We start from the raw sequence: 22,869 nt of genomic DNA on the forward strand, positions 1-22,869 counted from the left end.
CCGGTGGCCGGTTGCTCGCGCAGTTCCCCGCGCCCCTCGTGTGCCCCTGCGGGGCACCGGCCGCACCGACCGGGTGCACCCGTCTCGCCCCGGACCCTCCGCCCGGTGGCCGGTTGCTCGCGCAGTTCCCCGCGCCCCTCGTGTGCCCCTGCGGGGCACCTCCGGGGGTGGGGTCAGGAGGAGCGTTTGGGGGGGCGGGGGGTGTCGTCGTTGTGGGGGCCGAGGAGTTCGTCGGCGAGGGTGGGGAGGTCGTCGAGGGGGGTTTCCTCGGCCCAGTCGGGGCGGGGGCGCCGGGGGGGCTGCTGGGCGGAGGGCATCTCGCGGGTGCGCTCGTTGTCCGGCTGGTCGGGCCGGAAGAGCCACGGCGGCACGCGGTCCGTGGGATCGGAGTCGCGGGCCGTGCCCGGCACGGGCGGCAGGACCGCGGTCTCGTCCGCGCCGGCGGTGCCGTCCGCGTCCTGCGGGCGGACCGGCGGCATGACGGTCGTCGTCTCGGAGGAGTCGGACGCGGGCTCGTCGGCGGGCTGATCCTCGGGCTCGTCGTCCGGCGCCGGCTCGGCAGCCGGTTCCTCCTCCGCCGGCTCCTCGGCCGCCGGCTCCTCGGCCGGCACAGGCGCCATCACCGTCGTCGTCTCGGACGCGTCACCCGCGCCGTGCACCGGCGTCAGCACCGTCGTGTTGCTGTCGTCCTCGAACGCGGACTGCTCGGGCTCGTCGGCGACGGCGGGCAGCACCGCGGTCTCGTCGGAGTCGGAGTCGGCGTCGGCCTCTGCGGCGGAAGCCGCAGCCGCCGCGGCCGCGGCCCGCTCGGCGGCCTGCGCGCGGGCGGACTCCGCGCGCTGCAGCGCCTCCTCGGCCTTGCGCTGCTTCTCGCGGCGCTTCTCGTCCGCCTCCAAGCGCAGCCGCGCCTGCTCGTCGGCGAGCCGGCGCAACCGTTCCTGCTCGGCGGCGCGGGCCGCCTCCTCCGCCTCGCGGCGGGCGGTCTGCTCGGCGACGCGGGCCGCCTCGGCCTCCGCGGCGAGGCGGGCCGCCTCGGCCTCCTGCGCGGCCTTGCGTTCGGCGATCTCGCGGCGGGCAGCCTCCTCGGCGGCGAGCCGGCGCTCCTCCTCCTCGCGGCGCAGTTTCTCCAGCTGGGCCTGGCGCTCGCGCTCCCTGCGCTCCTCCTCGGCCTTGCGCGCGGCCTCCTCGGCGACGCGGCGGGCGGCCTCCTCGGCCGCCTTGCGCTCGGCCTCGGCGCGCGCCTCGATCTCCTGGGCGGAGAGCGGCAGCAGCTGGTCGAGCCGGTGCCGTACGAGAGTGGCGACGGCCTCCGGGGTCTGGGCGGCGTCGACGACGAGGTAGCGGGCCGGGTCGGCCGCGGCCAGCGTCAGGAATCCGGCCCTGACGCGCTGGTGGAACTCGGCCGGCTCGGACTCCAGCCGGTCGGGCGCCTCGGTGAACCGTTCCCGCGCGGCCTCGGGCGTCACGTCGAGCAGCACGGTCAGGTGCGGGACGAGCCCGTCGGTGGCCCAGCGGGAGATGCGGGCCACCTCGGTGGGCGCGAGGTCGCGTCCGGCGCCCTGGTAGGCGACGGAGGAGTCGATGTAGCGGTCGGAGATGACGATCGCGCCCCGGGCGAGCGCGGGCCGCACCACGCTGTCGACGTGCTCGGCGCGGTCGGCGGCGTAGAGCAGCGCCTCGGCGCGGTGCGAGATGCCGGCGGAGGACACGTCGAGCAGGATCGAGCGCAGCCGCTTGCCGATCGCGGTGGCGCCCGGCTCGCGGGTGACGACGACTTCGTGGCCCTTGCTGCGGATCCACTCGGCGAGCGCCTCCACCTGGGTGGACTTGCCGGCGCCGTCGCCGCCTTCTATCGCGATGAAGAAGCCGTCGGCGGCCGGCGCGGCGGCCGGTTCGCCGCCGCGCAGCGCCTCGCGCAGGTCGCGCCGCAGCGGCACTCCGCTGCGGTCGTCGGTCTTGCCGAGCACCAGGGCGGCGACGGGCAGCAGCAGCGCGCCGACGAGCATCAGGGTGTAGGCGGCGCCGCCGTGGTCGAAGGTGAAGTGGCCGTTGTGGATGCGGCGCGGGCCGATCGCGCCGGCAAGCAGCGGCGCGCCGACGGCGGCGACGCCCAGCGCGGCCCGTACCACCGCCCGCAGGTGCTCCGCGGTCCTGGCGCGGCGCGGCTCCTCGGCCTCCTGCTCGACGAGCAGGTGGCCGGTGTTCGCGGTGACGCCGGCGCTGAGGCCGGCCAGCAGGGCGATCAGCAGCACCGTGGTCTGGTCGGCGACGATCCCGGTGAGCAGCAGGGCGATGCCGGTGACGCCGATGGCCAGCGCGAACAGCCGCCGCCTGGACAGCCCCGGCAGCGTGTGCGGGGCGATCCTGATGCCGGTGACGGTGCCGCCGGTCAGCGCCAGCACGAGCAGCCCGAAGCCGGTGGGGCCGAAGCCGATGGTGGTGGCGTGCAGGACGGCGACGGCCGCCGCGGCGCCGATCGCGCCCGCGGTGGCGGCGGTGGCCAGGACGAACAGCGGCAGCGCGCCGCTGCGGCCGCGCTCGGCGCCCGACGGCCCCTTGGGCAGCCGCAGCCCTTCCAGCGGGGAGCGCGGCCGCGCCGGGGTGCCGGAGGGGAGTTCGAGCAGGTAGAGGACCGCGATGGACGAGGAGAACAGCCCGGCGGCGACGTACGAGGACAGGGCCGCCTGGTGCAGGTGGAACCAGTCGATGCCCACCGCGATCAGCGTGTTGACGAGGGTGATCACGACGAGCGAGGCGGCGGCCAGCGGCAGCGCGACGAAGCCGGTGCGCAGGTCCAGGCGCTGCAGCGTGGCCAGGTGGTCGGGCGCGGGCCGGACCGAGGTGTCGCCGGGTGCCGGCAGCAGCGCGGGGGCGGCGCCGTCGCGCGCCACCGCCCACAGCCGTTCGGCGACGCCGGCGACGAACGCGGTCCCGAGCAGCCACAGGTACGCCGAGTGCGGCGTCCAGGTGATCCACAGCGGCGCGATGACGAACAGCGCGAGCCGTACGGCGTCGGCGCCGATCATCGTCCAGCGCCGGTCCAGCGGCCCCGCGTGCGAGGTGAGCGCGGACAGCGGGCCGAGCAGCACCGCGCCGAAGAGCACGGTCGCCACGACGCGGGCGGCCAGCACGGCGGCGGTCGCGAAGGCGATGCCGCGGTAGCCGTCGCCGAACGCGCCGGCCGTGAACACGGCCTGCACGGTGAGGTAGAGCAGCACCAGCATGCCGAGGCGGTCGGCGACCGCTCCGGTGAGCTGGGCGCTCCACAGCCTGCGCAGCGCCGGGATCTTCAGCAGCGCCCCCACCGCCCGCTCACGGGAGTCGGCCGCGAGGTCTGCTGCGAACGCCTCGGTGACGCCGGCGGGCTGCGCCGGCTGCTCGGATCGCGTCATCCTGACAGCCTATCCGGCTCCGGCCCCGCCACTCCTCCTGCCTCACCTCCGCCGCCGGCCGGACCCCTCGCGGGGCCGGTCCAGCGGCGCGGAGGTCAGCGCGGAGGTCACTCGGGGAGGGAGGCGGCCTTCTTGGTCGCCGCGGTCTTCTTCGTGGCGGCCTTCTTGGCGGCGGGCGCCGCCTTCTTCGCCGCGGCCTTCTTCGCCGGAGCCGCCTTCTTGGCCGCCGCCTTCTTCGGGGCGGCCTTCTTCGCGGTCTTCTTGGCCGGGGCCTTCGCCCGCTTCTCGGCGAGGAGTTCGTACCCGCGCTCGGGGGTGATCGTCTCCACGTCGTCGTCGCGGCGCAGCGTCGCGTTCGTCTCGCCGTCGGTGACGTACGGCCCGAAGCGGCCGTCCTTCACGACGACGGGGCGCTCGCTGACCGGGTCGGTGCCCAGTTCCTTCAGCGGCGGCTTGGCGGCGGCGCGGCCGCGGGCCTTGGGCTGGGCGTAGACGGCCAGCGCCTCGTCGAGGGTGATGCTGAAGAGCTGGTCCTCGCTCTCCAGGGAGCGTGAGTCGGTGCCCTTCTTCAGGTAGGGCCCGTAGCGGCCGTTCTGCGCGGTGATCTCGACGCCCTCGGCGTCGGCGCCCACCACCCGGGGCAGCGACATGAGCTTGAGCGCGTCGTCGAGGGTGACCGTGTCCAGGGTCATCGACTTGAAGAGCGACGCGGTGCGCGGCTTGATCGCGTTCTTGCCGGTCTTCGGGGTGTCCTCGGGGAGCACCTCGGTGACGTACGGGCCGTAACGGCCGTCCTTGGCGACGACGGGGCGGCCGGTCGCCGGGTCGGTGCCGAGTTCGAACTCGCCGCTGGGCCGGTCGAAGAGCTCCTGCGCGTACGCGACGGTCATCTCGTCCGGCGGCAGTTCGTCGGGCACGTCGGCGCGGCGGTGGTCCTCCTCGCCGCGCTCGCCCTTCTCCACGTACGGGCCGTAGCGGCCGACGCGCAGCATGATGCCCTCGCCGACGGGGAAGGACGAGATCTCCCGGGCGTCGATCGCGCCGAGGTCCTCGACGAGTTCCTTCAGGCCGCCGAGGTGGTCGCCGTCGCCGTTGCCGGCCAGGGCCGCGGAGTGCTCCGTGGCGCCCGAGCCGTCCTCGGCGCCGAAGTAGAAGCGGCGCAGCCACGGCACGGCCTGGGCCTCGCCGCGGGCGATGCGGTCGAGGTCGTCCTCCATGGAGGCGGTGAAGTCGTAGTCGACGAGCCGGCCGAAGTGCTTCTCCAGCAGGTTGACGACGGCGAAGGACAGGAACGTCGGGACGAGCGCGGTGCCCTTCTTGAAGACGTAGCCGCGGTCCAGGATCGTGCCGAGGATCGTCGCGTACGTCGACGGGCGGCCGATCTCGCGCTCCTCCAGCTCCTTGACCAGGCTGGCCTCGGTGTAGCGGGCCGGAGGCTTGGTGGCGTGGCCGTCCGCGGTGATCTCGTCGGCGCTCAGCGGGTCGCCCTCGGTGACCTGCGGCAGCCGGCGCTCGCGGTCGTCCAGCTCGGCGTTCGGGTCGTCGGCGCCCTCGACGTACGCCTTGAGGAAGCCGTGGAAGGTGATGATCTTGCCGGACGCGGAGAACTCGGCGTCCCGCCCGTCGGCGGAGGAGCCGCCGACCCTGACGGTGACGGACTGGCCGACCGCGTCCTTCATCTGGGAGGCGACCGTGCGCATCCAGATCAGCTCGTACAGCCGGAACTGGTCGCCCGTCAGGCCGGTCTCGGCCGGGGTGCGGAAGCGGTCGCCGGAGGGGCGGATCGCCTCGTGCGCCTCCTGCGCGTTCTTCACCTTCCCGGCGTAGACGCGCGGCTTGTCCGGCAGGTAGTCGGCCCCGTACAGCTGCGTGACCTGCGCACGGGCGGCGTTGATCGCGGTCACCGAGAGCGTGGTGGAGTCGGTACGCATGTAGGTGATGAAGCCGTTCTCGTACAGCTTCTGGGCCACCTGCATGGTGGCCTTCGCGCCGAAGCCGAGCTTGCGCGACGCCTCCTGCTGGAGGGTGGTGGTGCGGAACGGCGCGTACGGCGAGCGGCGGTACGGCTTGGACTCGACGCTGCGCACCGCGAACTGCGTGTCGGCCAGCGACGCGGCCAGCGCCCGGGCGGCGGACTCGTCGAGCTGCAGCACGTTGGCGCCGGACTTCAGCTGACCGGTGGACGCGTCGAAGTCCCGGCCCTGGGCGACCCGGCGCCCGTCCACCGCGATCAGCCGGGCGGCGACCGTGGAGGGGTCGGAGGCGTCCCCGGTCCTGCCGGTGCTGAAGGTGCCGGTCAGGTCCCAGTACTCGGCGCTGCGGAACGCGATGCGCTCCCGCTCGCGCTCCACGACCAGCCGGGTGGCGACGGACTGCACACGGCCGGCCGACAGCCGCGGCATGACCTTCTTCCACAGCACCGGGGAGACCTCGTAGCCGTACAGCCGGTCGAGGATGCGGCGGGTCTCCTGGGCGTCCACCAGCCGCTGGTTCAGCTCGCGGGGATTGCGGACGGCCGCCTGGATGGCGTCCTTGGTGATCTCGTGGAACACCATCCGGTGCACCGGGACCTTGGGCTTGAGGATTTCCTGCAAATGCCAGGCGATGGCCTCGCCCTCGCGGTCCTCATCGGTGGCGAGGAATAGCTCGTCGGAGTCCTTCAGAAGATCTTTGAGCTTCTTGACCTGAGCCTTCTTGTCGGCGTTCACGACGTAGATCGGCTCGAAATCGCTGTCCACATTCACGCCGAGCCGCGCCCATGGCTGGCCCTTGAACTCCGCCGGCACTTCGGCGGCCCCGTTGGGGAGGTCGCGGATGTGCCCGACGCTGGCCTCGACGACGTATCCCGGGCCGAGGTAGCCCTTGATCGTCTTCGCCTTGGCAGGCGACTCGACAATGACGAGTCGGCGGCCGCCTGGTGCGGTCTCGCGGGTCGGGGACAACTTCGCTCATCTCTCCGGGTAGAAGGGGTGTCGCTGCGGAGTGTGACCGTACCTCCTGGGCCCGTGTCAAACGGGAAAAGTCCACAACGCCACTCGAACGGTAACCCGATGTACGTTCTATCCACACCGTCGGGGTCCCCATGAAGGCTACGTCGCTTCGGCCGATCGTGCCCGGAAACGGCCCTGCCACGGCCCCGTCCCGCGCCCTCCGCGGCACGTCGGCGCGACCCCGCCGGGCACCCGCCGGCCCGGCGGGCGACACCCCCGTGGCCCGTGCACGCACCTCCTCAGGCCGGGCCGGGAATGGTGATCGTGAAGACTGATCCGGCGCCCGGCCCGCTGGCCGCCGCGACGCTCCCGCCGTGCGCCTCGGCGAGCTTGCGCACGATGGAAAGCCCCAGGCCACTGCCGCCGGTCTGGCGGCTGCGGGACTTCTCCGCCCGCCAGAACCTGTCGAAGACCCGCGGCAGGTCCTCGGCGGCGATCCCGGACCCGGTGTCGGCCACCTCGATCACCACCCCGCCGGTCCCCACCGGCCGTGCCCGCACGGTCACGGTGCCCCCTGCGGGGGTGTGGCGGATCGCGTTGGACACCAGGTTGCCGACGGCCTGCCGCAGCCGGACCGGGTCCGCCTGCGCCCAGGCCGGGATCGGCCGGTTCTCGCCGGTGGCGCGGCCGGACGGCGGCGGGTCGCCGGAACCGGCGGCGGAGGGGTCCTCGGCGGGGGCAGCCGGGGCAGCGGGGCTCGCGGGGGCGGCCGAGGCGGGACCGGCCGCGGGGTCCACGGCGGGGTCCACGGCGGTGAGCAGCACCACGCCCGCGGCGTCGGCGGTGCCGCGGTGCGCGGTGGCGACCTGGCCGAGCAGGTCGGCCAGGTCCAGGGCCTGCGGGCGCAGTCGCAGCTCGCCCGCGTCGGCCGCGGACAGGTCGCGCAGGTCGTCGATCACGTGCTGGAGCAGCACCGCCTCGTCCAGCAGCGACGACAGCAGCGCGCGGTCCGGCACGACCAGGCCGTCCTCGGCCGCCTCCAGCCAGCCGCGGATGTTGCTCAGCGGCGTGCGCAGCTCGTGCGCCACGTCGCTGACCATCGCCTTGCGCAGGCCCTCGGACTGCTCGCGCCGCTCGGCCATGGTGTTGAAGGCGGCGGCCACCCCGCCGATCTCGTCGTTGGCGGTGGACCGCACCCGGGCGCTCAGGTCGCCGTCGGTCATCCGCCGCGCGGCGCCCGCGAGCGCCCGCAGCGGCCGCACCATCCGGGTGCCGGCGAGCGCCGTCACCGTGAGCGTCAGCAGCAGGACGAGTCCGGTCACCTCGGCGATCCTGGCCCGGTTGGCGCCCGACAGGTCGAGGAACGCCGACGCGGTGCGCGGTGTGCTGCTCACGAAGAGCAGCACCGGCGGCGCGACGTACGAGGCGAGCTGCTCGCGGCGGCCGGTGTCGATGCAGGAGGGCGCGACGTCGTCGGCCGCCCGCGGATGCGCGCCGGCCTGCCGCGGGGCGGCGGCCGTCCAGCCGAAGTCGGCGCCGACCTCGATGTGCGGCGCGTGGTGCCGGTCCAGGCAGCTGTCGACGAGCGCGTCGAGCTGGGTGAGCGCGTGCCGTTCGGTGCGGGTCAGCGCGGCGAGCGCGGCGGTGTCGCAGTCGGTCGGCAGATAGCGGCCGGTCTGCGCGGTGGTGATCACCGGGCGGCCGGAGGGAGCGTCGGTGACCTGCGTGTTCAGGTGCAGCCGGTCCCGCAGGCAGGCCGCCACCCGCAGCGCCTCGCCGCGCAGCGTGGCGTGCTCCGCGGACGTCAGCCGGAAGGGCCCGACCGCCCGCGCGTCGATCGTGCTGGCCGCGGGCGGCTGCGCCACGACCGCCGCGGGCCGGCCGTCGCCGGGCCGGGGGACGGGCACCATACGCGGCGGGTCGGACGGACCGGAGCCGTCGTCGGTGTGCAGGGCGTCGGTGTGCAGCGTGTCGGTGTGCAGGGCGTCGGTGTGCAGGGCGTCGGTGCCCAGCGTCCCGGTGTGCGCGGCGGCGGTGGGGCTGGGGCTGGGGGCGCCGCGGCCGGCGAAGGTCGGCACCGCGCCGGGCAGGCAGCGGTCGCGCGCCGCGCAGGCCGCGCGCTGCTCCGGCACCGCGGCCGGGGCGGCCGTGCCCGGGGTGTCCCACGCGCCGCGCGGCGCGGCGCCGCCCTCCGCCCTGAGCTGCGTCTGCGCCACCAGCGCGGTGTCCACCGACAGCGGGTCCACCGTCGCGGACGCCTCCGCCGGCAGGTCCGCGGGGCGGGCGCCGGGCGCGGCCGAGTCGACGAGGACGCGGCGGCCGCGGTCGGTGAGCGTGATGCGGTGGCCGCTGCCGCCCGCCAGGTCCCGTACGGTGCCGGCGACGCCGGCCCAGTCGCGGTGGGTGGCGGCGTAGCCGAGCAGCGCGTCGTAGATCCGCGCGTCGTCGGTCAGCGCCTGGCCCTGCTCCTGCCGGACGGCGACCGCGGTGACGTGCGCGGTCAGCCACGCGGTGGCGGCGATCGAGCAGGCCGACACCAGCGCGGACAGCACCAGGAGTTTCAGCAGCAGGCTGCGGCGCAGCGGCACGTCGCGCCGGCCGGCGCGGGCGGGGCGTATCGGCGCTGCGGCGTCCTGCCGCGCGTCACCGCGCATCGCGTGTGCCGCTCTCGGCGGTCAGCTTGTAGCCGACGCCGTAGACGGTGAGCAGCCGGCGCGGCCGGGACGGCTGCGGCTCGATCTTGCGGCGCAGGTTCATGACGTGGACGTCGACCGTGCGCGAGGTGAAGTAGCGGTCGATGCCGTGCTGGTGCTCGATGATCTGGGCCCGGCTGAACACCCGCCCCGGCTCGGCGGCGAGCAGGCTGAGCAGCCCGAACTCCCCCGGCGTGCACTCGACCCTGCGGCCGTCGACGGTCACCTCGTGGCGCACCGGGTCCACCGCGAGCGCGCCCACCCGCAGCACCGGGTCGGCCGCCGCGGCGGTCGAGGGGGCCGCGCCGCCGCGGCGCAGCAGCGTGCGCACCCGGGCCATCAGCTCACGCGGGCTGTACGGCTTGGTCATGTAGTCGTCGGCGCCGAGGTCGAGACCCAGCAGCAGGTCGTCCTCGGAGGAGCGGGCGGTGAGCATCAGCACCGGCAGCCCGGCCAGCGCGGGGTCGGCCCGCAGCACCCGGCAGACGTCGAGCCCGTCGACCCTCGGCATCATGACGTCCAGCACCATCAGGTCGGGAGGCTGCCGGCGCACCGCGTCCAGCGCGGCCCGGCCGTCGGGCACGACGACGACGCGGTGGCCCTCGTTCTCCAGGTAGCGCCGCACCAGCTCCGCCTGCTTCGGATCGTCCTCCGCCACCACGACATGTGCGCCCATGGCGACGAGTGTAGGAACGCCGCCCGCCGCTCCGGCCGGCCTGCGGGGCCCGCGGGCGCGGAACCACCGCAGGACAACGGGTTTCTGACATTGTGCTGACCGTGTCCTGACACTTGCGCCCCGGTGACCCGGCTGTCGCGCCCGCCACGAGCCCCGGCCGAGCCGTCCCGCGGCCGTTCCGCGCCCGTCCCGTCCGCCTTTCCCCGGGGCGGGACGCCGGGCCCGGGGGGCTGCAAGGATGTCCGCCAGTACAGACCGACACGCACAGAGCGCAGGGGGGACGGCCATGTCCGATCAGAATCCTTACGGCCAGAATCCGTACGGCAAGCAGGAGCCCGAGCCGGGATACGGCTATCCGCCGCAGGGTCAGCAGCCGGGCCAGCAGCCCGGGTACGGCTACCCGCCGCCGCCCCAGGGCCAGCAGCCCGGCTACGGCTACCCGCCGCAGGCCCCCGGCTACCCGGTCCCGCCCGGTTCCTACACCGGCGACCCGAACGCGCCCTACGGGTACGACCCGTACGGCCGCCCGTACTCGGAGAAGTCCAAGGTCACCGCGGGCGTGCTGCAGCTGCTGCTCGGCGGGTTCGGCGTCGGCCGGTTCTACACCGGGCACACCGGCATCGCCCTCGGCCAGCTCTTCACCTGCGGCGGCTGCGGCGTCTGGGCGCTGATCGACGGCATCATGCTGCTCGCCGGCAACAACCAGACCGACGCGCAGGGTCGTGTCCTGCGTGGCTGACGGCCTGCACGGCGGTCTGCCGGCCGGCGCGCCTCCCGCGGCGCGCCGGCCGGACGGGCCACTGCACCACCCGGCCGCGGCGCCGCTCGGCGCGCTGGCCGCGGCCGTGGCGGGCTCCTTCTACCTCTACGGCACCGACCCGCACCAGAGCGGCCACTGGCTGCCGCGCTGCCCGTTCAACTGGCTGACCGGACTGCTCTGTCCGGCCTGCGGCGGCACCCGGCTCGCGTACGACCTGCTGCACGGCGACGTCCTGCGCGCCTTCCACGAGAACGCCGCGCTGCTCCTCGCCTCGCCGGTGCTGCTGTGGATGTCCGGGCGCTGGCTCGTCGAGGGCCTGCGCGGCCGGCGCTGGCGTCCGGTGCTGAGCCCGCGGGCGCAGTACGCGGTGCTGACCGTGGCCGCGCTCTGGACGATCGTGCGCAACGTGCGCTGAGCGCACCCCCGCCGGCTCTGCGCCCGCGCGCCACGGCCTGGGCCTGGGCCAGGGCCTGGGTCAGGGGACGACCGGGTCCAGGAATCCCTGGCCGACCAGCAGCCGGATGGACTCCGGCGTCCGGTCGCGCAGCAGCACCGGGTCCTCGCCGAGGAGCTGCGCGATGGCGTCCACGATCCGGCCGGCCGGCAGGGTGCCGTCGCACACCCCGGCGAAGCCCGCGCCGACCGTGTCGACCTTCGTGGCGCGCCGCATGCCGCGCGCCGAGCGCAGCACCACGTGCTCGGGGTCCTCCGCGCCCGGCAGCCCCACCTGCTCCTGGACCACGTCAGGGGCGAGGGTGAACCGCCCGGCGAGCAGCGCCGCGTCGTCGTGCGTGCGCAGGAAGTCCTGCCGGGCGAACCACTGGGCGATGTGCGGGCCGAGCGGCTGTTCGACGGGGTGCGGCCACTCCTCCGCGGTGACCGAGGGCACCTCGGCGCCGGACCTGCGCAGCGTGATCCAGCCGAAGCCGACGCCGGACACCTTGCGCTGCTCGAACTCCTCCAGCCAGGCGTCGTACCGCCGGGCGTACTCCCGGGGGTCGTCGCGGTGGTCGCCGCCGTCGCGCAGCCACAGCTCCGCGTACTGCGCGGCGTCCTGCACCTCGCGCTGCACGATCCACGCGTCGCAGCCGGCCGGCACCCAGGAGGCGACCCGGTCGCGCCAGTCCTCGCCTTCGGTGTGCTGCCAGTTGGCGAGCAGCTGGCACCAGCCGCCGTCGTTGAGATGGCCGGCGGACTGCTGGACCAGCGCCCGGCACAGGTCGTCGCCCGCCATGCCGCCGTCGCGGTAGGTGAACCGGCCGCCGGGCGAGATGACGAACGGCGGGTTCGACACGATCAGGTCGTACCGCTCCTCGCCGACCGGCTCGAAGAGGCTGCCCTCGCGCAGGTCGGCCTCGCGCGCGCCGGACAGCGCGAGGGTGAGCCGGGTGAAGTGCAGCGCGCGCGGGTTGAGGTCGGTGGCGGTGACGCGGGTGGCGTGCCGGGAGGCGTGCAGCGCCTGGATGCCGGAGCCGGTGCCGAGGTCCAGGGCGCGGCCCACGGGTTCGCGCACGGTGAGTCCGGCCAGCGTGGTGGACGCGCCGCCGACACCGAGCACCAGGTCGGCGCGGGCCACACCGGGCGCGGCGCCCTCCGCCGCGCCGATGCCGCCCGCGCCGCCGACCGCGCAGCCCAGGTCGGAGACGATCCACCAGTCCTCGCCGCCGTCGCCCGCGTAGGGGCGCACGTCCACGGCGGCCCGTACGCCGTCCGTGCCGCCGCCGTCGCGCACCAGCCAGCCGCCGGCCTCGTACCGCTCGATGCCGGGCAGCGCGGCGCGGGCCCGGTCGTAGGGCACGCTCCGTTGCAGCAGGAAGAGCCGGACCAGCGTCTCCAGCGGGCTGCCGCCGCGGGTGGCGCGCAGGGCGGGGACGGTCTCGGCGCGGGAGAGCGCCGCGTAGGCGACCGCGCCGAGCAGGTCGAGGCAGCCGTCCGCGGTGAAGTCGGCGGCGCTCAGATCGCCGCGCAGGGCCGGGGCGCTGTCGGGGTCGGGGAGACGGGGCGTACTCACACCCGCCATTGTCCCGGACCGGCGGCGGTACGGCGCGCGTGCCGACCGCGCCGGGTACCGCCGCGCGGCGGCCCGGCGGTCAGGAGGAGGCGCTCGGGGAGGCGCTGCCGGAGACGCGCTGGCAGCCCGGCTGCTTGGCGAGCGCCTTGCCCGCGTCGCCCTGGCGCAGGGTGGTGAGCGCCTTCTCGCCGTTGGCGGTGGTCTGGCTGAGGGAGGTCGAGACGCCCTTCAGGCCGTCGGCGAACTTGCTCTGGTCGGACGTGTTGAGCCCGTCGACCTGCTTCTTCAGCGCCGCGTACTGCGAGGACAGCGTGGTGAAGACGGAGACGGCGTTCTGCTGGAAGGTGGCGCCCTCCTTGCCGTTCGGCGCGGGTCCGGCGCTGTCGAAGGTCTGCGCCAGGGACTTGTAGGCGTCCGAGATGCTCTGGAAGGCGGCGGAGTCGGCGCTCTTCACTTCCTGCGGGCTCCCGCTGCTGTTCACCTTGGAGATCGAGGTGTTCGCGTCGTCGATCTTCTTGACCTGGGTCTGCGCCTGGTCGCAGACGCCCTTGGCCCAGTCGTCCAGCTTCTTGCCGGAGTCGTCGCTGCTGCAGCCCGGCAGCGCCAGGAGCAGGGCCGCCACGGACAGCGCGGCCGAGTGCCTCTTGTTCACCTTCACCGGATGGTCCCTTCCATGGCCTTACGGCCCCGGAACATACACGGGTGAAGGGGGAGCACCGCGAATTCCCGACCGGTATCGAACGGATTCGTCCGATTTTCAAGCCGTTCGTAGCAAGCGGTGAGCGCGAGAGGGCACGGTGGGGAGCCGGTCGTGAGGGGGGTGCCGGCGCGATGTGAGCGGGGTGCGAGCGGCGGGCGCACGGTGGGGCGTGCACGGTGGCGGCGCGTCAGTTCCGCGCTCCCGCCGCTGCGGTGAGATGAGGTCAGGCGGCGACCGTGGAGCCGCTCGCCGAGTTCGCCGGGTCACCGCCCTTCCCGTTCTGGTCGTCCATGGCGATGCCGCGGCGCTTGGAGACGTACACCGCGCCGACGATGACCGCGATGGAGGCGACCGCGACCACGATCCGTACCGTCAGGTTGGCGTCGACGCCGTAGCTGAACTTCACCACGGCCGGCGCGATCAGCAGCGCCACCAGGTTCATCACCTTGAGCAGCGGGTTGATCGCCGGGCCCGCGGTGTCCTTGAACGGGTCGCCGACGGTGTCGCCGATGACGGTGGCGGCGTGCGCCTCGCTGCCCTTGCCGCCGTGGTGGCCGTCCTCGACGAGCTTCTTGGCGTTGTCCCACGCGCCGCCTGAGTTGGCCAGGAACACCGCCATCAGGGTGCCCGCGCCGATCGCGCCCGCCAGATACGAGGCGAGCGAGCCGATGCCGAGCGAGAAGCCCACCGCGACCGGCGCCAGCACCGCCAGCAGACCGGGCGTGGCCAGCTCGCGCAGCGCGTCCTTGGTGCAGATGTCGACCACCCGGCCGTACTCGGGCAGTTCGGTGCCGTCCATGATGCCGGGGTGCTCGCGGAACTGCCGGCGCACCTCGTACACCACCGCGCCCGCCGAACGGGAGACGGCGTTGATCGCGAGGCCGGAGAAGAGGAAGACGACCGCCGCGCCGAGGAGCAGGCCGACCAGGTTGTTGGGCTGGGAGATGTCCAGGGACAGCCAGCGTGCGTCGGACGCCCCTGGATGCGCGGTCGCGACCGCGGTGTCGATGGCCTCCTTGAACGAGCCGAAGAGCGCGGTGGCGGCCAGCACCGCGGTGGCGATGGCGATGCCCTTGGTGATCGCCTTGGTGGTGTTGCCGACCGCGTCGAGGTCGGTGAGCACCTGGGCGCCCGCGCCGTGCACGTCGCCGGACATCTCGGCGATGCCCTGCGCGTTGTCGGAGACCGGCCCGAAGGTGTCCATGGCGACGATGACGCCGACCGTGGTCAGCAGGCCGGTGCCGGCCAGCGCGACCGCGAACAGCGCCAGCCACACGGAGGTGCCGCCGAGCAGGAAGGCGCCGTAGACCGCCAGCGCGATCAGCACCGCGGAGTAGACCGCCGACTCCAGGCCGAGCGATATGCCGGACAGGATGACGGTCGCGGCGCCGGTCAGCGAGGACTTCCCGACGTCGGTCACCGGCCGCCGCGAGGTCTCGGTGAAGTAGCCGGTGAGCTGCTGGATGAGCGCGGCCAGCACGATGCCGATGACCACCGAGACCAGCGCCAGCACCCGCGGGTCGCCGGAGTGGCCGGAGATGTCGCTGCCGACGCCCTTGAGGTCGGCGTACGAGGAGGGGAGGTAGGAGTAGACGGCGATGGCCACCCCGACCAGCGAGATCACCGCGGAGATGAAGAAGCCGCGGGTGATCGCGGTCATGCCGCTGCGGTCGTTGCGGCGCGGGGACACCGCGAAGATGCCGACCATGGCGGTGAGCACGCCGATCGCGGGGATCAGCAGCGGGAAGGCCAGCCCGGAGTCGCCGAACGCCACTTTCCCCAGGATCAGCGCCGCCACCAGGGTGACCGCGTAGGACTCGAAGAGGTCGGCGGCCATGCCGGCGCAGTCGCCGACGTTGTCGCCCACGTTGTCGGCGATGGTCGCGGCGTTGCGCGGATCGTCCTCGGGGATGCCCTGCTCGACCTTGCCGACGAGGTCGGCGCCCACGTCGGCGGCCTTGGTGAAGATCCCGCCGCCGACCCTCATGAACATCGCCAGCAGCGCCGCCCCGAAACCGAATCCCTCGAGCACCTTCGGCGCGTCTGCCTTGTAGATCAATACGACCGCCGAGGCCCCGAGCAGACCCAGACCGACCGTGAACATTCCGACCACGCCACCGGTTCTGAATGCGATCTTCATCGCGTGGTGGGAGACCTCGGTGAGATCTTTCTCGGGTTCACCGGATTCCGGCGTGGCCGTTCTCGCCGCGGCCGCGACCCGGACATTGCTGCGGACCGCGAGCCACATTCCGATATAGCCCGTCACCGCGGAGAAGATCGCGCCCACCAGAAAGAAGACCGACCGTCCGACGCGCTGCGACGTGGTGTCCGCCGGCAGCAGCATGAGCAGGAAGAACGCCGCGACCGCGAAGATCCCCAGGGTGCGGAACTGCCGTGCGAGGTAGGCGTTGGCGCCCTCCTGCACGGCAGCGGCGATCTTCTTCATCGAGTCGGTGCCTTCGTCCGCCGCGAGCACTTGACGTACCAACACCGCGGCGAGCGCAAGTGCGGCCAGTGCGACCACCGCGATGATCCACACGAGTGCCTTGTTTCCGTCGGTCAATACCGGCGCTGCGGCAATCGTGGAAGGGGTGAGTTGCCCCGCCATTCGTCCTCCTTGACGTTTGGCGCATGGGCGTGCGGCTCCTACGGCTGATCAAGCCGCAACGCTCAGGCGAGCTGAGCAAGATGGACGGATTGTAGGGAGCAGCAGAAGATCGCAAAAGGGTGCCCGTAGGGAATTCCCACGGTAAATGACACGGCGCCAATGCGCGCGGTGTGCGGAAGCCCTGGTGGGAGGGGCGGCGCGGGGCGGCGCGGAAGGGTTCGTCCGGGCCGGGCGGCAGCGCGCTCCAGGGGCCGGGCAGGCGCGGCCGGGGCTCAGCGGGGGCGGCGCGGCCGGGCGGGGCGCGGGCTCAGGCGCCGGCGGGGCACGGGGAGCCGGGAGAGTGGGGGGCGGGCGTGGAGTGCGGGGTCGGGTCAGAGCCCGGGGGTGGGCCAGCTCATCCGGATGATCCCGCCGTTCTCGCCCTCGATGACCTCCAGGTCGTCGACCAGGCCGCTGATCACCGCCAGACCCATCTCGCCCTCGTCGTCAGCGGCCTCGTCCTCGCCGCCGTCGGGCGAGCCGCCCGACGCGTTGCCCGGCACCTCGTCGGCCACCTCGATGGAGAACTTCTTCTCCTCCTCGGTCAGCCGGACGCGCACCGGGTCCTCGACGCCGTTGTTGCGGTGCAGACCGACGGCGCGGCTGCACGCCTCGCCCACGGCCAGTCGCACCTCGTCGAGAGCCGCCTCGTCCACTCCCGCTCGGCGCGCCACCGCGGCCGCCACGAGCCGTGCGGTGCGCACGTGCTCGGGCTGGGCGCTGAAGAGCAGTTCTACGGTGGGCATGGCCTGGCCTCCCCCTCGGTTCCATGGGCGGGCATCACAGGGGACCGGACGGCGAACCCGTCCGGTGCCCCTCTCGGGCGCAAGGTCAGTCGGTCGCCGCGACGGCCTCGTCGACCGAGGTGTGGATCGGGAACACCTTGGTCAGCCCGGTGATGCGGAAAATCTTGAGGATGCGCTCCTGGTTGCACACCAGACGCAGCGATCCCTCATGGGCACGCACCCGCTTGAGGCCGCCCACGAGCACTCCCAGGCCGGTCGAGTCGAGGAAGTCCACTCCCTCCATGTCCACGACCAGGTGGTAACTCCCGTCGTTCACCAGCTCCACGAGCTGCTCGCGCAGCTTGGGCGCGGTGTACACATCAATCTCGCCGCCGACCTCGACGATCGTGCGATCGCCGACGGTTCGGGTCGACAGGGACAGGTCCACGGATCCTCCAGCACCTTGCATCGACGCGGCGCCCCCCTGGGGCCACCCACCGAACGGTAACGGTAGGGGACGGACAAGCAGCCGCGATGGCATTCAATCACTTCACGGTGGGCAGGACGACGCCTTGCTGCGATTGACCGTCACGCCGGTGACACACTGAGTGCCGATGGCCCAGGATCATCTTCCGCAGTCGGCGCACGGCCGCCCGTCCCCCCGGACCGCTTTGGAGCGGCTCGCCGCGGGGGCGGGCCGCGCCGTACGCATCACCCATACGGAGCACCTGCCCGCACGTCCCGGGAGACATGCATCCTGGCCCGAGGGCATCCGACCCGAGGTCATCGACGCGATCAGGGCCGCCGGAATCGCCCGTCCGTGGGACCACCAAGCGCGCGCGGCAGGCCACGCGGTGCGCGGCGAGTCGGTGGTCGTCGCCACCGGAACGGCGTCCGGGAAGTCGCTCGCCTACCTCGCACCGGTGTTCTCCGCGCTCCTCGACGGCGCCGGCGGCCGGCCGGGCGCGGGAGCCGCCGCCGGCGGGCGCGGCGCGACCGCGCTCTACCTCTCCCCCACCAAGGCCCTGGCGGCCGACCAGCGACGCGCCGTGGCGGCGCTGGCCGCCCCGCTGGGCACGGCGGTGCGCCCGGCCGTCTACGACGGCGACACGCCCTTCGAGGAGCGCGAGTGGGTCCGGCAGTACGCCACCTACGTCCTCACCAACCCCGACATGCTGCACCGCGGCATCCTGCCGGGCCACGCCCGCTGGGCCTCCTTCCTGCGCAGCCTGCGCTACGTCGTCATCGACGAGTGCCACACCTACCGCGGCGTCTTCGGCTCCCACGTCGCCCAGGTGCTGCGCCGCCTGCGGCGGCTGTGCGCCCGCTACGGGGCCGACCCGGTCTTCCTACTGGCCTCCGCGACCGCCGCCGACCCGGGCCGGGCCGCCGGGCGCCTGACCGGCGTGCACGTCGCCGAGGTCACCGAGGACACCTCCCCGCGCGGCGAGCTGGCCTTCGCGCTGTGGGAGCCGCCGCTGACCGAACTGTCGGGCGAACACGGCGCGCCGGTGCGCCGCACGGCCACCGCGGAGTCCGCGGAACTTCTCACCGACCTGGTCCTGCAGGGCGTCCGCACGGTCGCCTTCGTACGGTCGCGGCGCGGCGCGGAGCTGGTCGCCGTCATCGCCCAGGAACGCCTCGCCGAGATCGACGCCTCACTGCCCGGGCGCGTCGCCGCCTACCGCGGCGGCTATCTGCCCGAGGAGCGCCGCGCCCTGGAACGCGACCTGCACTCGGGCCGCCTCCTCGGCCTCGCCTCCACCTCCGCGCTGGAGCTGGGCGTGGACGTCTCGGGCCTCGACGCGGTCCTGCTGGCCGGCTACCCGGGCACCCGCGCCTCCCTGTGGCAGCAGGCGGGCCGCGCCGGACGCACCGGGCAGGGCGCGCTCGCCATCATGGTCGGCCGCGACGACCCGCTGGACACCTACCTGGTCCACCACCCCGAGGCGATCTTCGAACGCCCCGTGGAGTCCACCGTGCTGGACCCCGACAACCCGTACGTCCTCGCCCCGCACCTGTGCGCGGCCGCCGCGGAGCTCCCGCTCACCGACGAGGACCTCGACCTCTTCGGCCCGGAGGCCGCCTCCCTGCTCCCCCAGCTGGAGAAGCGCGGACTGCTGCGCCGCAGGACCGGCGGCTGGTACTGGACGCGCCGCGAGCTGGCCGCCGACCTCACCGACATCCGCGGCGGGGGCGGCACACCCATCCAGGTGGTCGAGTCCGGCACCGGGCGGCTGCTCGGCACCGTCGACGCCGGGTCCGCGCACACCACCGTCCACGACGGCGCGGTCCACCTCCACCAGGGCCGCACCTACCTGGTGCGCCGCCTCGACCTCGACGACTCCGTCGCCCTGGTCGAACGGGCCGACCCGCCCTACTCCACGATGGCCCGCGACACCACCGACGTCCGGGTGCTCGCCGACGAGGACGAGGAGCCCTGGGGCGAGGCCCGCATCCACTTCGGCTCGGTCGAGGTGACCCACCAGGTGGTGTCCTACCTGCGCCGCAGGCTGATCACCGGCGAGGTCATGGGCGAGACCAAACTCGACCTGCCGCCGCGCACCCTGCGCACCCGCGCGGTGTGGTGGACGGTCACGCAGGACCAGCTGGACGCGGCCCGCATCCACCCGGAGGAGCTGCCCGGCGCCCTGCACGCCGCCGAGCACGCCTCCATCGGCCTGCTGCCGCTCTTCGCCACCTGCGACCGCTGGGACATCGGCGGCGTCTCCATACCGCTGCACGCCGACACCGGGCTGCCCACCGTCTTCGTCTACGACGGCCACCCGGGCGGCGCGGGCTTCGCCGAGCGCGCCTTCCACACCGCCCGCACCTGGCTCACCGCCACCCGGGAGGCGATCGCCGCCTGCGAATGCGAGTTCGGCTGCCCCTCCTGCGTCCAGTCCCCCAAGTGCGGCAACGGCAACGACCCCCTCGACAAGCTCGCCGCCGTCCGCCTCCTCGACTGCCTGCTGGCCGCCGGCGCGGAGCCCGACGACGCCGCGCCCGCAGCGCCTTCCCCGCCGCCGACGGCTCCGCCGGCCCCGTCTGCCTGAAAGCGGGGCAGCCGGGGCGCGGCTCAGCGCGCCAAGGGCGCCGGTCCCGCCGGTCCCGGCGGTCCCGCGCGGGAGCGGACCCGCGCGTCGCCGACCCCGGCGACCACGTCGGCCACCTCCCCGCTGAGCGTGCAGCCCAGCACCGTCGCGCCCTGCGCCGAGGCCACCCGCACGGCGAGGCGGCAGGCCGCCGCCTCGCCGTCCAGGGCGTGGTCGGCCGCCGCGAGCGCCGCGAGGTCTGCGGCGGCGCCCGCACGGTGGCGGGCCACCACGGCCTGGTCCATGAGGAGCACCGCCGTGAACACCGCGAGCAGCACCGCCGTCAGACCGAGCGACCAGACCGTGGCCGAACCGCGGTCGCCTCTCACGGCACGCCACCTCCCCGCGCCGCGTCCACCGCGCCCTCGTCGACGGCGTCCTCATCGAGGGCCGCGGCCTCCGCGACCAGCGTGAGCGGGAACCGCGGCGCCGGGACCACGACCCGCACCCGCACCAGGCCGTCCGCCCTGCTCACGCTGATCCTGGCGCCGGACGGCGCGGCCTGCCGGGCGGCCGCCCGCACGACTGCCGGGGTCTCCGACCTGGCCGCCTGCCGCGCGGCCGCCCGCGCCGCGTCCACGCATCTGACCTGGGCGGCGGCCGCCATCAGCCCCCAGATCAGCAGCCCGGTCAACGCGACCAGCATCGGGATGACCATCGCGCTCTCCGCCGTGACGTAGCCCTGGTCGCGACCGCTCCCCGGCTGCCCGGCCCCCGCGCGGCGTCGGCTCTCAGAACGGGACATGGAGGGCCTTCTCGATCACCCCGGTGAGCGCGGACCGCACCGGCCCGCTCGTCACGATCTTGTAGAGCACCGCCGCGAACCCGCACGCCGCGATCGTCCCGACCGCGTACTCGGCCGTGCTCATCCCGGCGTCCGCGGCGACCCTGCGGCTCCTCAGCCGCCGCACGAACCTCCGTGCGACCGCCCGCCCTTCGGAGCCGCGCCTGGCCACCCCGGCGCCGGCGGCGACAAGGGCGGCCTCCGGGCCGCGTGCCGGCACGCGGGTAGGGGCGGGGACATCGGCGAGGGCGGGGACGTTGGTGAGAGCGGGGACGTGGGCGAGGGCGGGGACGTGGGCGAGGGCGGGGACGTGGGCGAGGGCGGGGGTGGTCGTTTCGGTCGTCATCTGGGCCTCCTGGTGGGTTTCTGTGTGTGTGCCGTCTCGGGTGGGACGTATCGGGTGGGACATCTGGGGTGAACGGCTTGTATCGGTCATGAAGTGGGAGATTGCGAGCGCGAAGAGGCCGCGTGTGGCACCGTGTGCGCCGGTCCGGTCAGCGCGCGCCCGTGCCCAGCACGGTCCCGGCCAGACCCATCACCACGGGGGCGACCCCCAGCAGCAGGAAGGCCGGCAGGAAGCACACGCCCAGCGGCGCGGTGGCCAGCACCGCCGCCCTGCGGGCCCGCGCCACCGCCGAACGCCCGTACCCCGCGCGGTAATCGGCGGCCAGCCGGGACATCTCGGCGACCGGGGCGCTTCCCGTGCTGGATGCCCGGGACAGGCAACGGCCCATCGGCTGGGCGCCGGGCCGGCGTCCGAACCGGTCCCAGCACTCCGCGGGGTCCGCGCCGAGCCGCAACTCGGCGGCGACGCCTGTCAGCGCGCGGCCCAACGGCCCGTCGAGACACCTCCCGACCGCCTCCGCGGCCTCCCCGGGGGCAGCCCCGGCGGCCAGGCAGGCGGCCAGCAGGTCGGCGCAGAGCGGGAGTTGCGCCGGGTCGGGCGGGGCGGTCGCCTCGCCGGCCTCGGAGCCGCCTGTGGCCGCCTCACGGGCTGCGAGCCACCTTCTGAGGCCGATCCCCGCCCCCGCCCCGGCGAGGACGCCCAGTACGCCTCCCAGCAGCACGACGGGCGCCAGGGCGGCGCCGATCACCGGCGCCCACCGCCCGAGCAGTCGCCGGGCCCCATCGGGCGAGCGTCCGGGCTCACGGCGGACCGGTCCGGCGTGCAAGGCACGGCGCAGCCGTCTGAGCGCGTGCCTGCGCCGTGCGGCGTCGGCCGCCGCCGGCACCGCGGCCACCAAGGACGCGAGGGCCGCGGCGAGCGCTGTCCCCAGGCTGTGGACGACACCGGCGGCGGCCGTCACGACGGCCTCCCTTCCGCCGCGCGGATGATCCGCCCGGTCCAGGCGAGCCCCGCGCACTCCAGCAGCCCGCCGGCGACCAGGCAGGCCAGTCCCGCGGGGGTGTGGAGCAGCACCGCGGAGGGATCGGCGCCCAGACCGGAGCCCAGCACCAGGCCGAAGACCGGAAGCAGCGCGAGCAGCACCGCGGTGGACCGCGGCCCGGCCAACTGCGCCCTCAGGTCGTCCCGTTGATCGGCCTCGGCCCGCAGCGCCCCGGCGGCCCGGTCCAGCGCCGCGGCCAGCCCGGCGCCGCCGTCCACCGCGACCTGCCAGCATGCGGCGACCGCGGCGAGCCCGTGCAGGCCCTCCCGTCGACGCCCGGCCGACCGCAGCGCCTGCGGGACGTCGCCGCCGAACCGGGCCGCCGACAGCAACAGCCCTGCCGCTCCAGCCAGTTCGGCCGACTCGGGCCAACCGGCCGTCTCGACCGCTTCTGCCAGCGCGAGGTGCGGCGGCCGTCCCGCCCTCAACTCCGCCGCCAGCGTGGCGCACAGCGCCGCAACGGCCGCCGCGGCACGCTCCGCGCCGGCCCGCGCGGCCCGGCGCTCGCGCATCCTGCCGACGAGCGGAACGGCCACCAGCCCGGCCAGGACCGGCACCGGCGAGTGCGTCACGACGCCGAGCACCGCCCCCGCGGCCAGCGCGAACAGCCCCGGCCCGGCCCAGCGCACGCCGCGGGCCCCACGCCCGCCGGACTCCTCCACCGCCCCCGGTAGGGACCGCAGTTGGCGGTCGGACCAGCCGTCCGCGAGGTCCGGCCGCGCCGCGAGGTCCGGCCGCGCCGCGAGGTCCGGCCGCCGACCCGGTGCGGCTCCGGTCCGCGCCCGCGCTGACGCGGCGCCCCCGGCGGCCCGCTTCCGGCCCCGGGCCCGCGGCCCCCGGGAGCGCGGCTCCCTGACCTGCGGCCCCCGCATCCGCGCGCCGGTTCTCGGCGGGTCCGGGAGGGAGGGTCCGGTCGGCGCCGACCCGGCGTGGCCCGACGGGGCTTCGCCCGCCGGAGCGCCGGGTCCGTCCGGCGCGCCCCGCACGAGACCCGCGAGTGCCGCGGCCATCCGCCCCGACCAGTGCGCGCGCGGCCGCGAGGGCCGGCGGGAGCGTTCGAGCAGGAGT

Annotated in this window: 16 protein-coding genes and 1 pseudogene; 3 read left to right on the forward strand and 14 right to left on the reverse strand. The window is 74.7% G+C overall.

The genetic code is table 11. The features are described from left to right. Window positions 1-173 precede the first annotated feature (173 nt). From tmk to V2S66_RS32610, 4 genes are all read right to left on the reverse strand, one after another. A complete protein-coding gene (tmk, locus tag V2S66_RS32595; protein ID WP_330800414.1) occupies window positions 174-3,392 on the reverse strand; it encodes a dTMP kinase in 3,219 nt (1,072 codons plus the stop codon). A gap of 107 nt (window positions 3,393-3,499) precedes the next feature. After that, window positions 3,500-6,334, reverse strand: a complete 2,835-nt coding sequence (gene topA, locus V2S66_RS32600) for a type I DNA topoisomerase (RefSeq protein ID WP_330800415.1) — start codon at window positions 6,332-6,334, stop codon at window positions 3,500-3,502. A 287-nt stretch (window positions 6,335-6,621) separates the two neighbouring features. Beyond that, window positions 6,622-8,976: a HAMP domain-containing sensor histidine kinase gene (locus V2S66_RS32605; protein WP_330800416.1), complete on the reverse strand. Its 2,355-nt coding sequence runs from the start codon at window positions 8,974-8,976 to the stop codon at window positions 6,622-6,624. Then, on the reverse strand, window positions 8,966-9,691 hold the full coding sequence (locus V2S66_RS32610) for a response regulator transcription factor (protein ID WP_330800417.1): 726 nt from the start codon (window positions 9,689-9,691) through the stop codon (window positions 8,966-8,968). Before V2S66_RS32610 ends, V2S66_RS32605 begins: the two co-directional genes overlap by 11 nt. A 286-nt stretch (window positions 9,692-9,977) precedes the next feature. Here V2S66_RS32610 and V2S66_RS32615 point away from each other — a divergent pair, with 286 nt between their 5' ends. Together V2S66_RS32615 and V2S66_RS32620 are read left to right on the forward strand one after the other, a co-directional pair. Continuing rightward, the gene (locus tag V2S66_RS32615) at window positions 9,978-10,430 is read left to right on the forward strand and encodes a TM2 domain-containing protein (protein ID WP_330800418.1); all 453 of its coding nucleotides are present in this window, start codon (window positions 9,978-9,980) and stop codon (window positions 10,428-10,430) included. Further along, window positions 10,423-10,866, forward strand: a complete 444-nt coding sequence (locus tag V2S66_RS32620; protein ID WP_413966530.1) for a DUF2752 domain-containing protein — start codon at window positions 10,423-10,425, stop codon at window positions 10,864-10,866. Before V2S66_RS32615 ends, V2S66_RS32620 begins: the two co-directional genes overlap by 8 nt. A 60-nt stretch (window positions 10,867-10,926) precedes the next feature. Here the strand turns inward: V2S66_RS32620 and V2S66_RS32625 are convergent, their stop codons facing one another. The 5 genes from V2S66_RS32625 to bldG all read right to left on the reverse strand — a co-directional run bounded on the left by V2S66_RS32625 (window position 10,927) and on the right by bldG (window position 16,982). Continuing rightward, window positions 10,927-12,471: a DUF7059 domain-containing protein gene (locus tag V2S66_RS32625; protein ID WP_330800419.1), complete on the reverse strand. Its 1,545-nt coding sequence runs from the start codon at window positions 12,469-12,471 to the stop codon at window positions 10,927-10,929. A 70-nt stretch (window positions 12,472-12,541) separates the two neighbouring features. Then, entirely contained in the window at window positions 12,542-13,120 is a 579-nt protein-coding gene (locus V2S66_RS32630) for a small secreted protein (RefSeq protein WP_330800420.1), read from the reverse strand. A 265-nt stretch (window positions 13,121-13,385) separates the two neighbouring features. Continuing rightward, complete coding sequence (locus V2S66_RS32635; protein WP_330800421.1) at window positions 13,386-15,770, reverse strand: sodium-translocating pyrophosphatase; 2,385 nt, start codon at window positions 15,768-15,770, stop codon at window positions 13,386-13,388. A gap of 371 nt (window positions 15,771-16,141) precedes the next feature. Beyond that, window positions 16,142-16,555: an ATP-binding protein gene (locus V2S66_RS32640; RefSeq protein WP_330800422.1), complete on the reverse strand. Its 414-nt coding sequence runs from the start codon at window positions 16,553-16,555 to the stop codon at window positions 16,142-16,144. A gap of 85 nt (window positions 16,556-16,640) precedes the next feature. Beyond that, entirely contained in the window at window positions 16,641-16,982 is a 342-nt protein-coding gene (gene bldG / locus V2S66_RS32645; protein WP_031520166.1) for an anti-sigma factor antagonist BldG, read from the reverse strand. A gap of 86 nt (window positions 16,983-17,068) precedes the next feature. Between bldG and V2S66_RS32650 the strand changes: the two are divergent. Beyond that, window positions 17,069-19,590: pseudogene (locus V2S66_RS32650) on the forward strand (DEAD/DEAH box helicase). 23 nt (window positions 19,591-19,613) lie between these two features. On the opposite strand, the gene V2S66_RS32655 reads toward V2S66_RS32650, so the two are convergent. From V2S66_RS32655 to V2S66_RS32675, 5 genes are all read right to left on the reverse strand, one after another. Continuing rightward, window positions 19,614-19,958: an Rv3654c family TadE-like protein gene (locus V2S66_RS32655; RefSeq protein WP_330800423.1), complete on the reverse strand. Its 345-nt coding sequence runs from the start codon at window positions 19,956-19,958 to the stop codon at window positions 19,614-19,616. Then, window positions 19,955-20,374, reverse strand: a complete 420-nt coding sequence (locus V2S66_RS32660) for a TadE family type IV pilus minor pilin (protein ID WP_330800424.1) — start codon at window positions 20,372-20,374, stop codon at window positions 19,955-19,957. Before V2S66_RS32660 ends, V2S66_RS32655 begins: the two co-directional genes overlap by 4 nt. After that, a complete protein-coding gene (locus V2S66_RS34675; RefSeq protein WP_413966531.1) occupies window positions 20,361-20,759 on the reverse strand; it encodes a DUF4244 domain-containing protein in 399 nt (132 codons plus the stop codon). Before V2S66_RS34675 ends, V2S66_RS32660 begins: the two co-directional genes overlap by 14 nt. Window positions 20,760-20,907: 148 nt before the next feature. Then, window positions 20,908-21,720: a type II secretion system F family protein gene (locus V2S66_RS32670; RefSeq protein WP_330800425.1), complete on the reverse strand. Its 813-nt coding sequence runs from the start codon at window positions 21,718-21,720 to the stop codon at window positions 20,908-20,910. Further along, complete coding sequence (locus V2S66_RS32675) at window positions 21,717-22,430, reverse strand: type II secretion system F family protein (protein ID WP_330800426.1); 714 nt, start codon at window positions 22,428-22,430, stop codon at window positions 21,717-21,719. The genes V2S66_RS32670 and V2S66_RS32675 overlap by 4 nt, the downstream gene beginning before the upstream one ends. Between the last annotated feature and the right edge of the window lie 439 nt (window positions 22,431-22,869).

This window comes from Actinacidiphila polyblastidii (assembly GCF_036353415.1).
Lineage (GTDB): Bacteria > Actinomycetota > Actinomycetes > Streptomycetales > Streptomycetaceae > Actinacidiphila > Actinacidiphila polyblastidii.

Bases quoted from the DNA above. Each gene is read 5' to 3' on its own strand.
- tmk (WP_330800414.1), bottom strand. From the start codon at position 3,392: ATGACGCGATCCGAGCAGCCGGCGCAGCCCGCCGGCGTCACCGAGGCG.
- V2S66_RS32605 (WP_330800416.1), bottom strand. From the start codon at position 8,976: ATGCGCGGTGACGCGCGGCAGGACGCCGCAGCGCCGATACGCCCCGCC.
- V2S66_RS32610 (WP_330800417.1), bottom strand. From the start codon at position 9,691: ATGGGCGCACATGTCGTGGTGGCGGAGGACGATCCGAAGCAGGCGGAG.
- V2S66_RS32615 (WP_330800418.1), top strand. From the start codon at position 9,978: ATGTCCGATCAGAATCCTTACGGCCAGAATCCGTACGGCAAGCAGGAG.
- V2S66_RS32625 (WP_330800419.1), bottom strand. From the start codon at position 12,471: ATGGCGGGTGTGAGTACGCCCCGTCTCCCCGACCCCGACAGCGCCCCG.
- V2S66_RS32635 (WP_330800421.1), bottom strand. From the start codon at position 15,770: ATGGCGGGGCAACTCACCCCTTCCACGATTGCCGCAGCGCCGGTATTG.
- V2S66_RS32640 (WP_330800422.1), bottom strand. From the start codon at position 16,555: ATGCCCACCGTAGAACTGCTCTTCAGCGCCCAGCCCGAGCACGTGCGC.
- V2S66_RS32660 (WP_330800424.1), bottom strand. From the start codon at position 20,374: ATGTCCCGTTCTGAGAGCCGACGCCGCGCGGGGGCCGGGCAGCCGGGG.
- V2S66_RS34675 (WP_413966531.1), bottom strand. From the start codon at position 20,759: ATGACGACCGAAACGACCACCCCCGCCCTCGCCCACGTCCCCGCCCTC.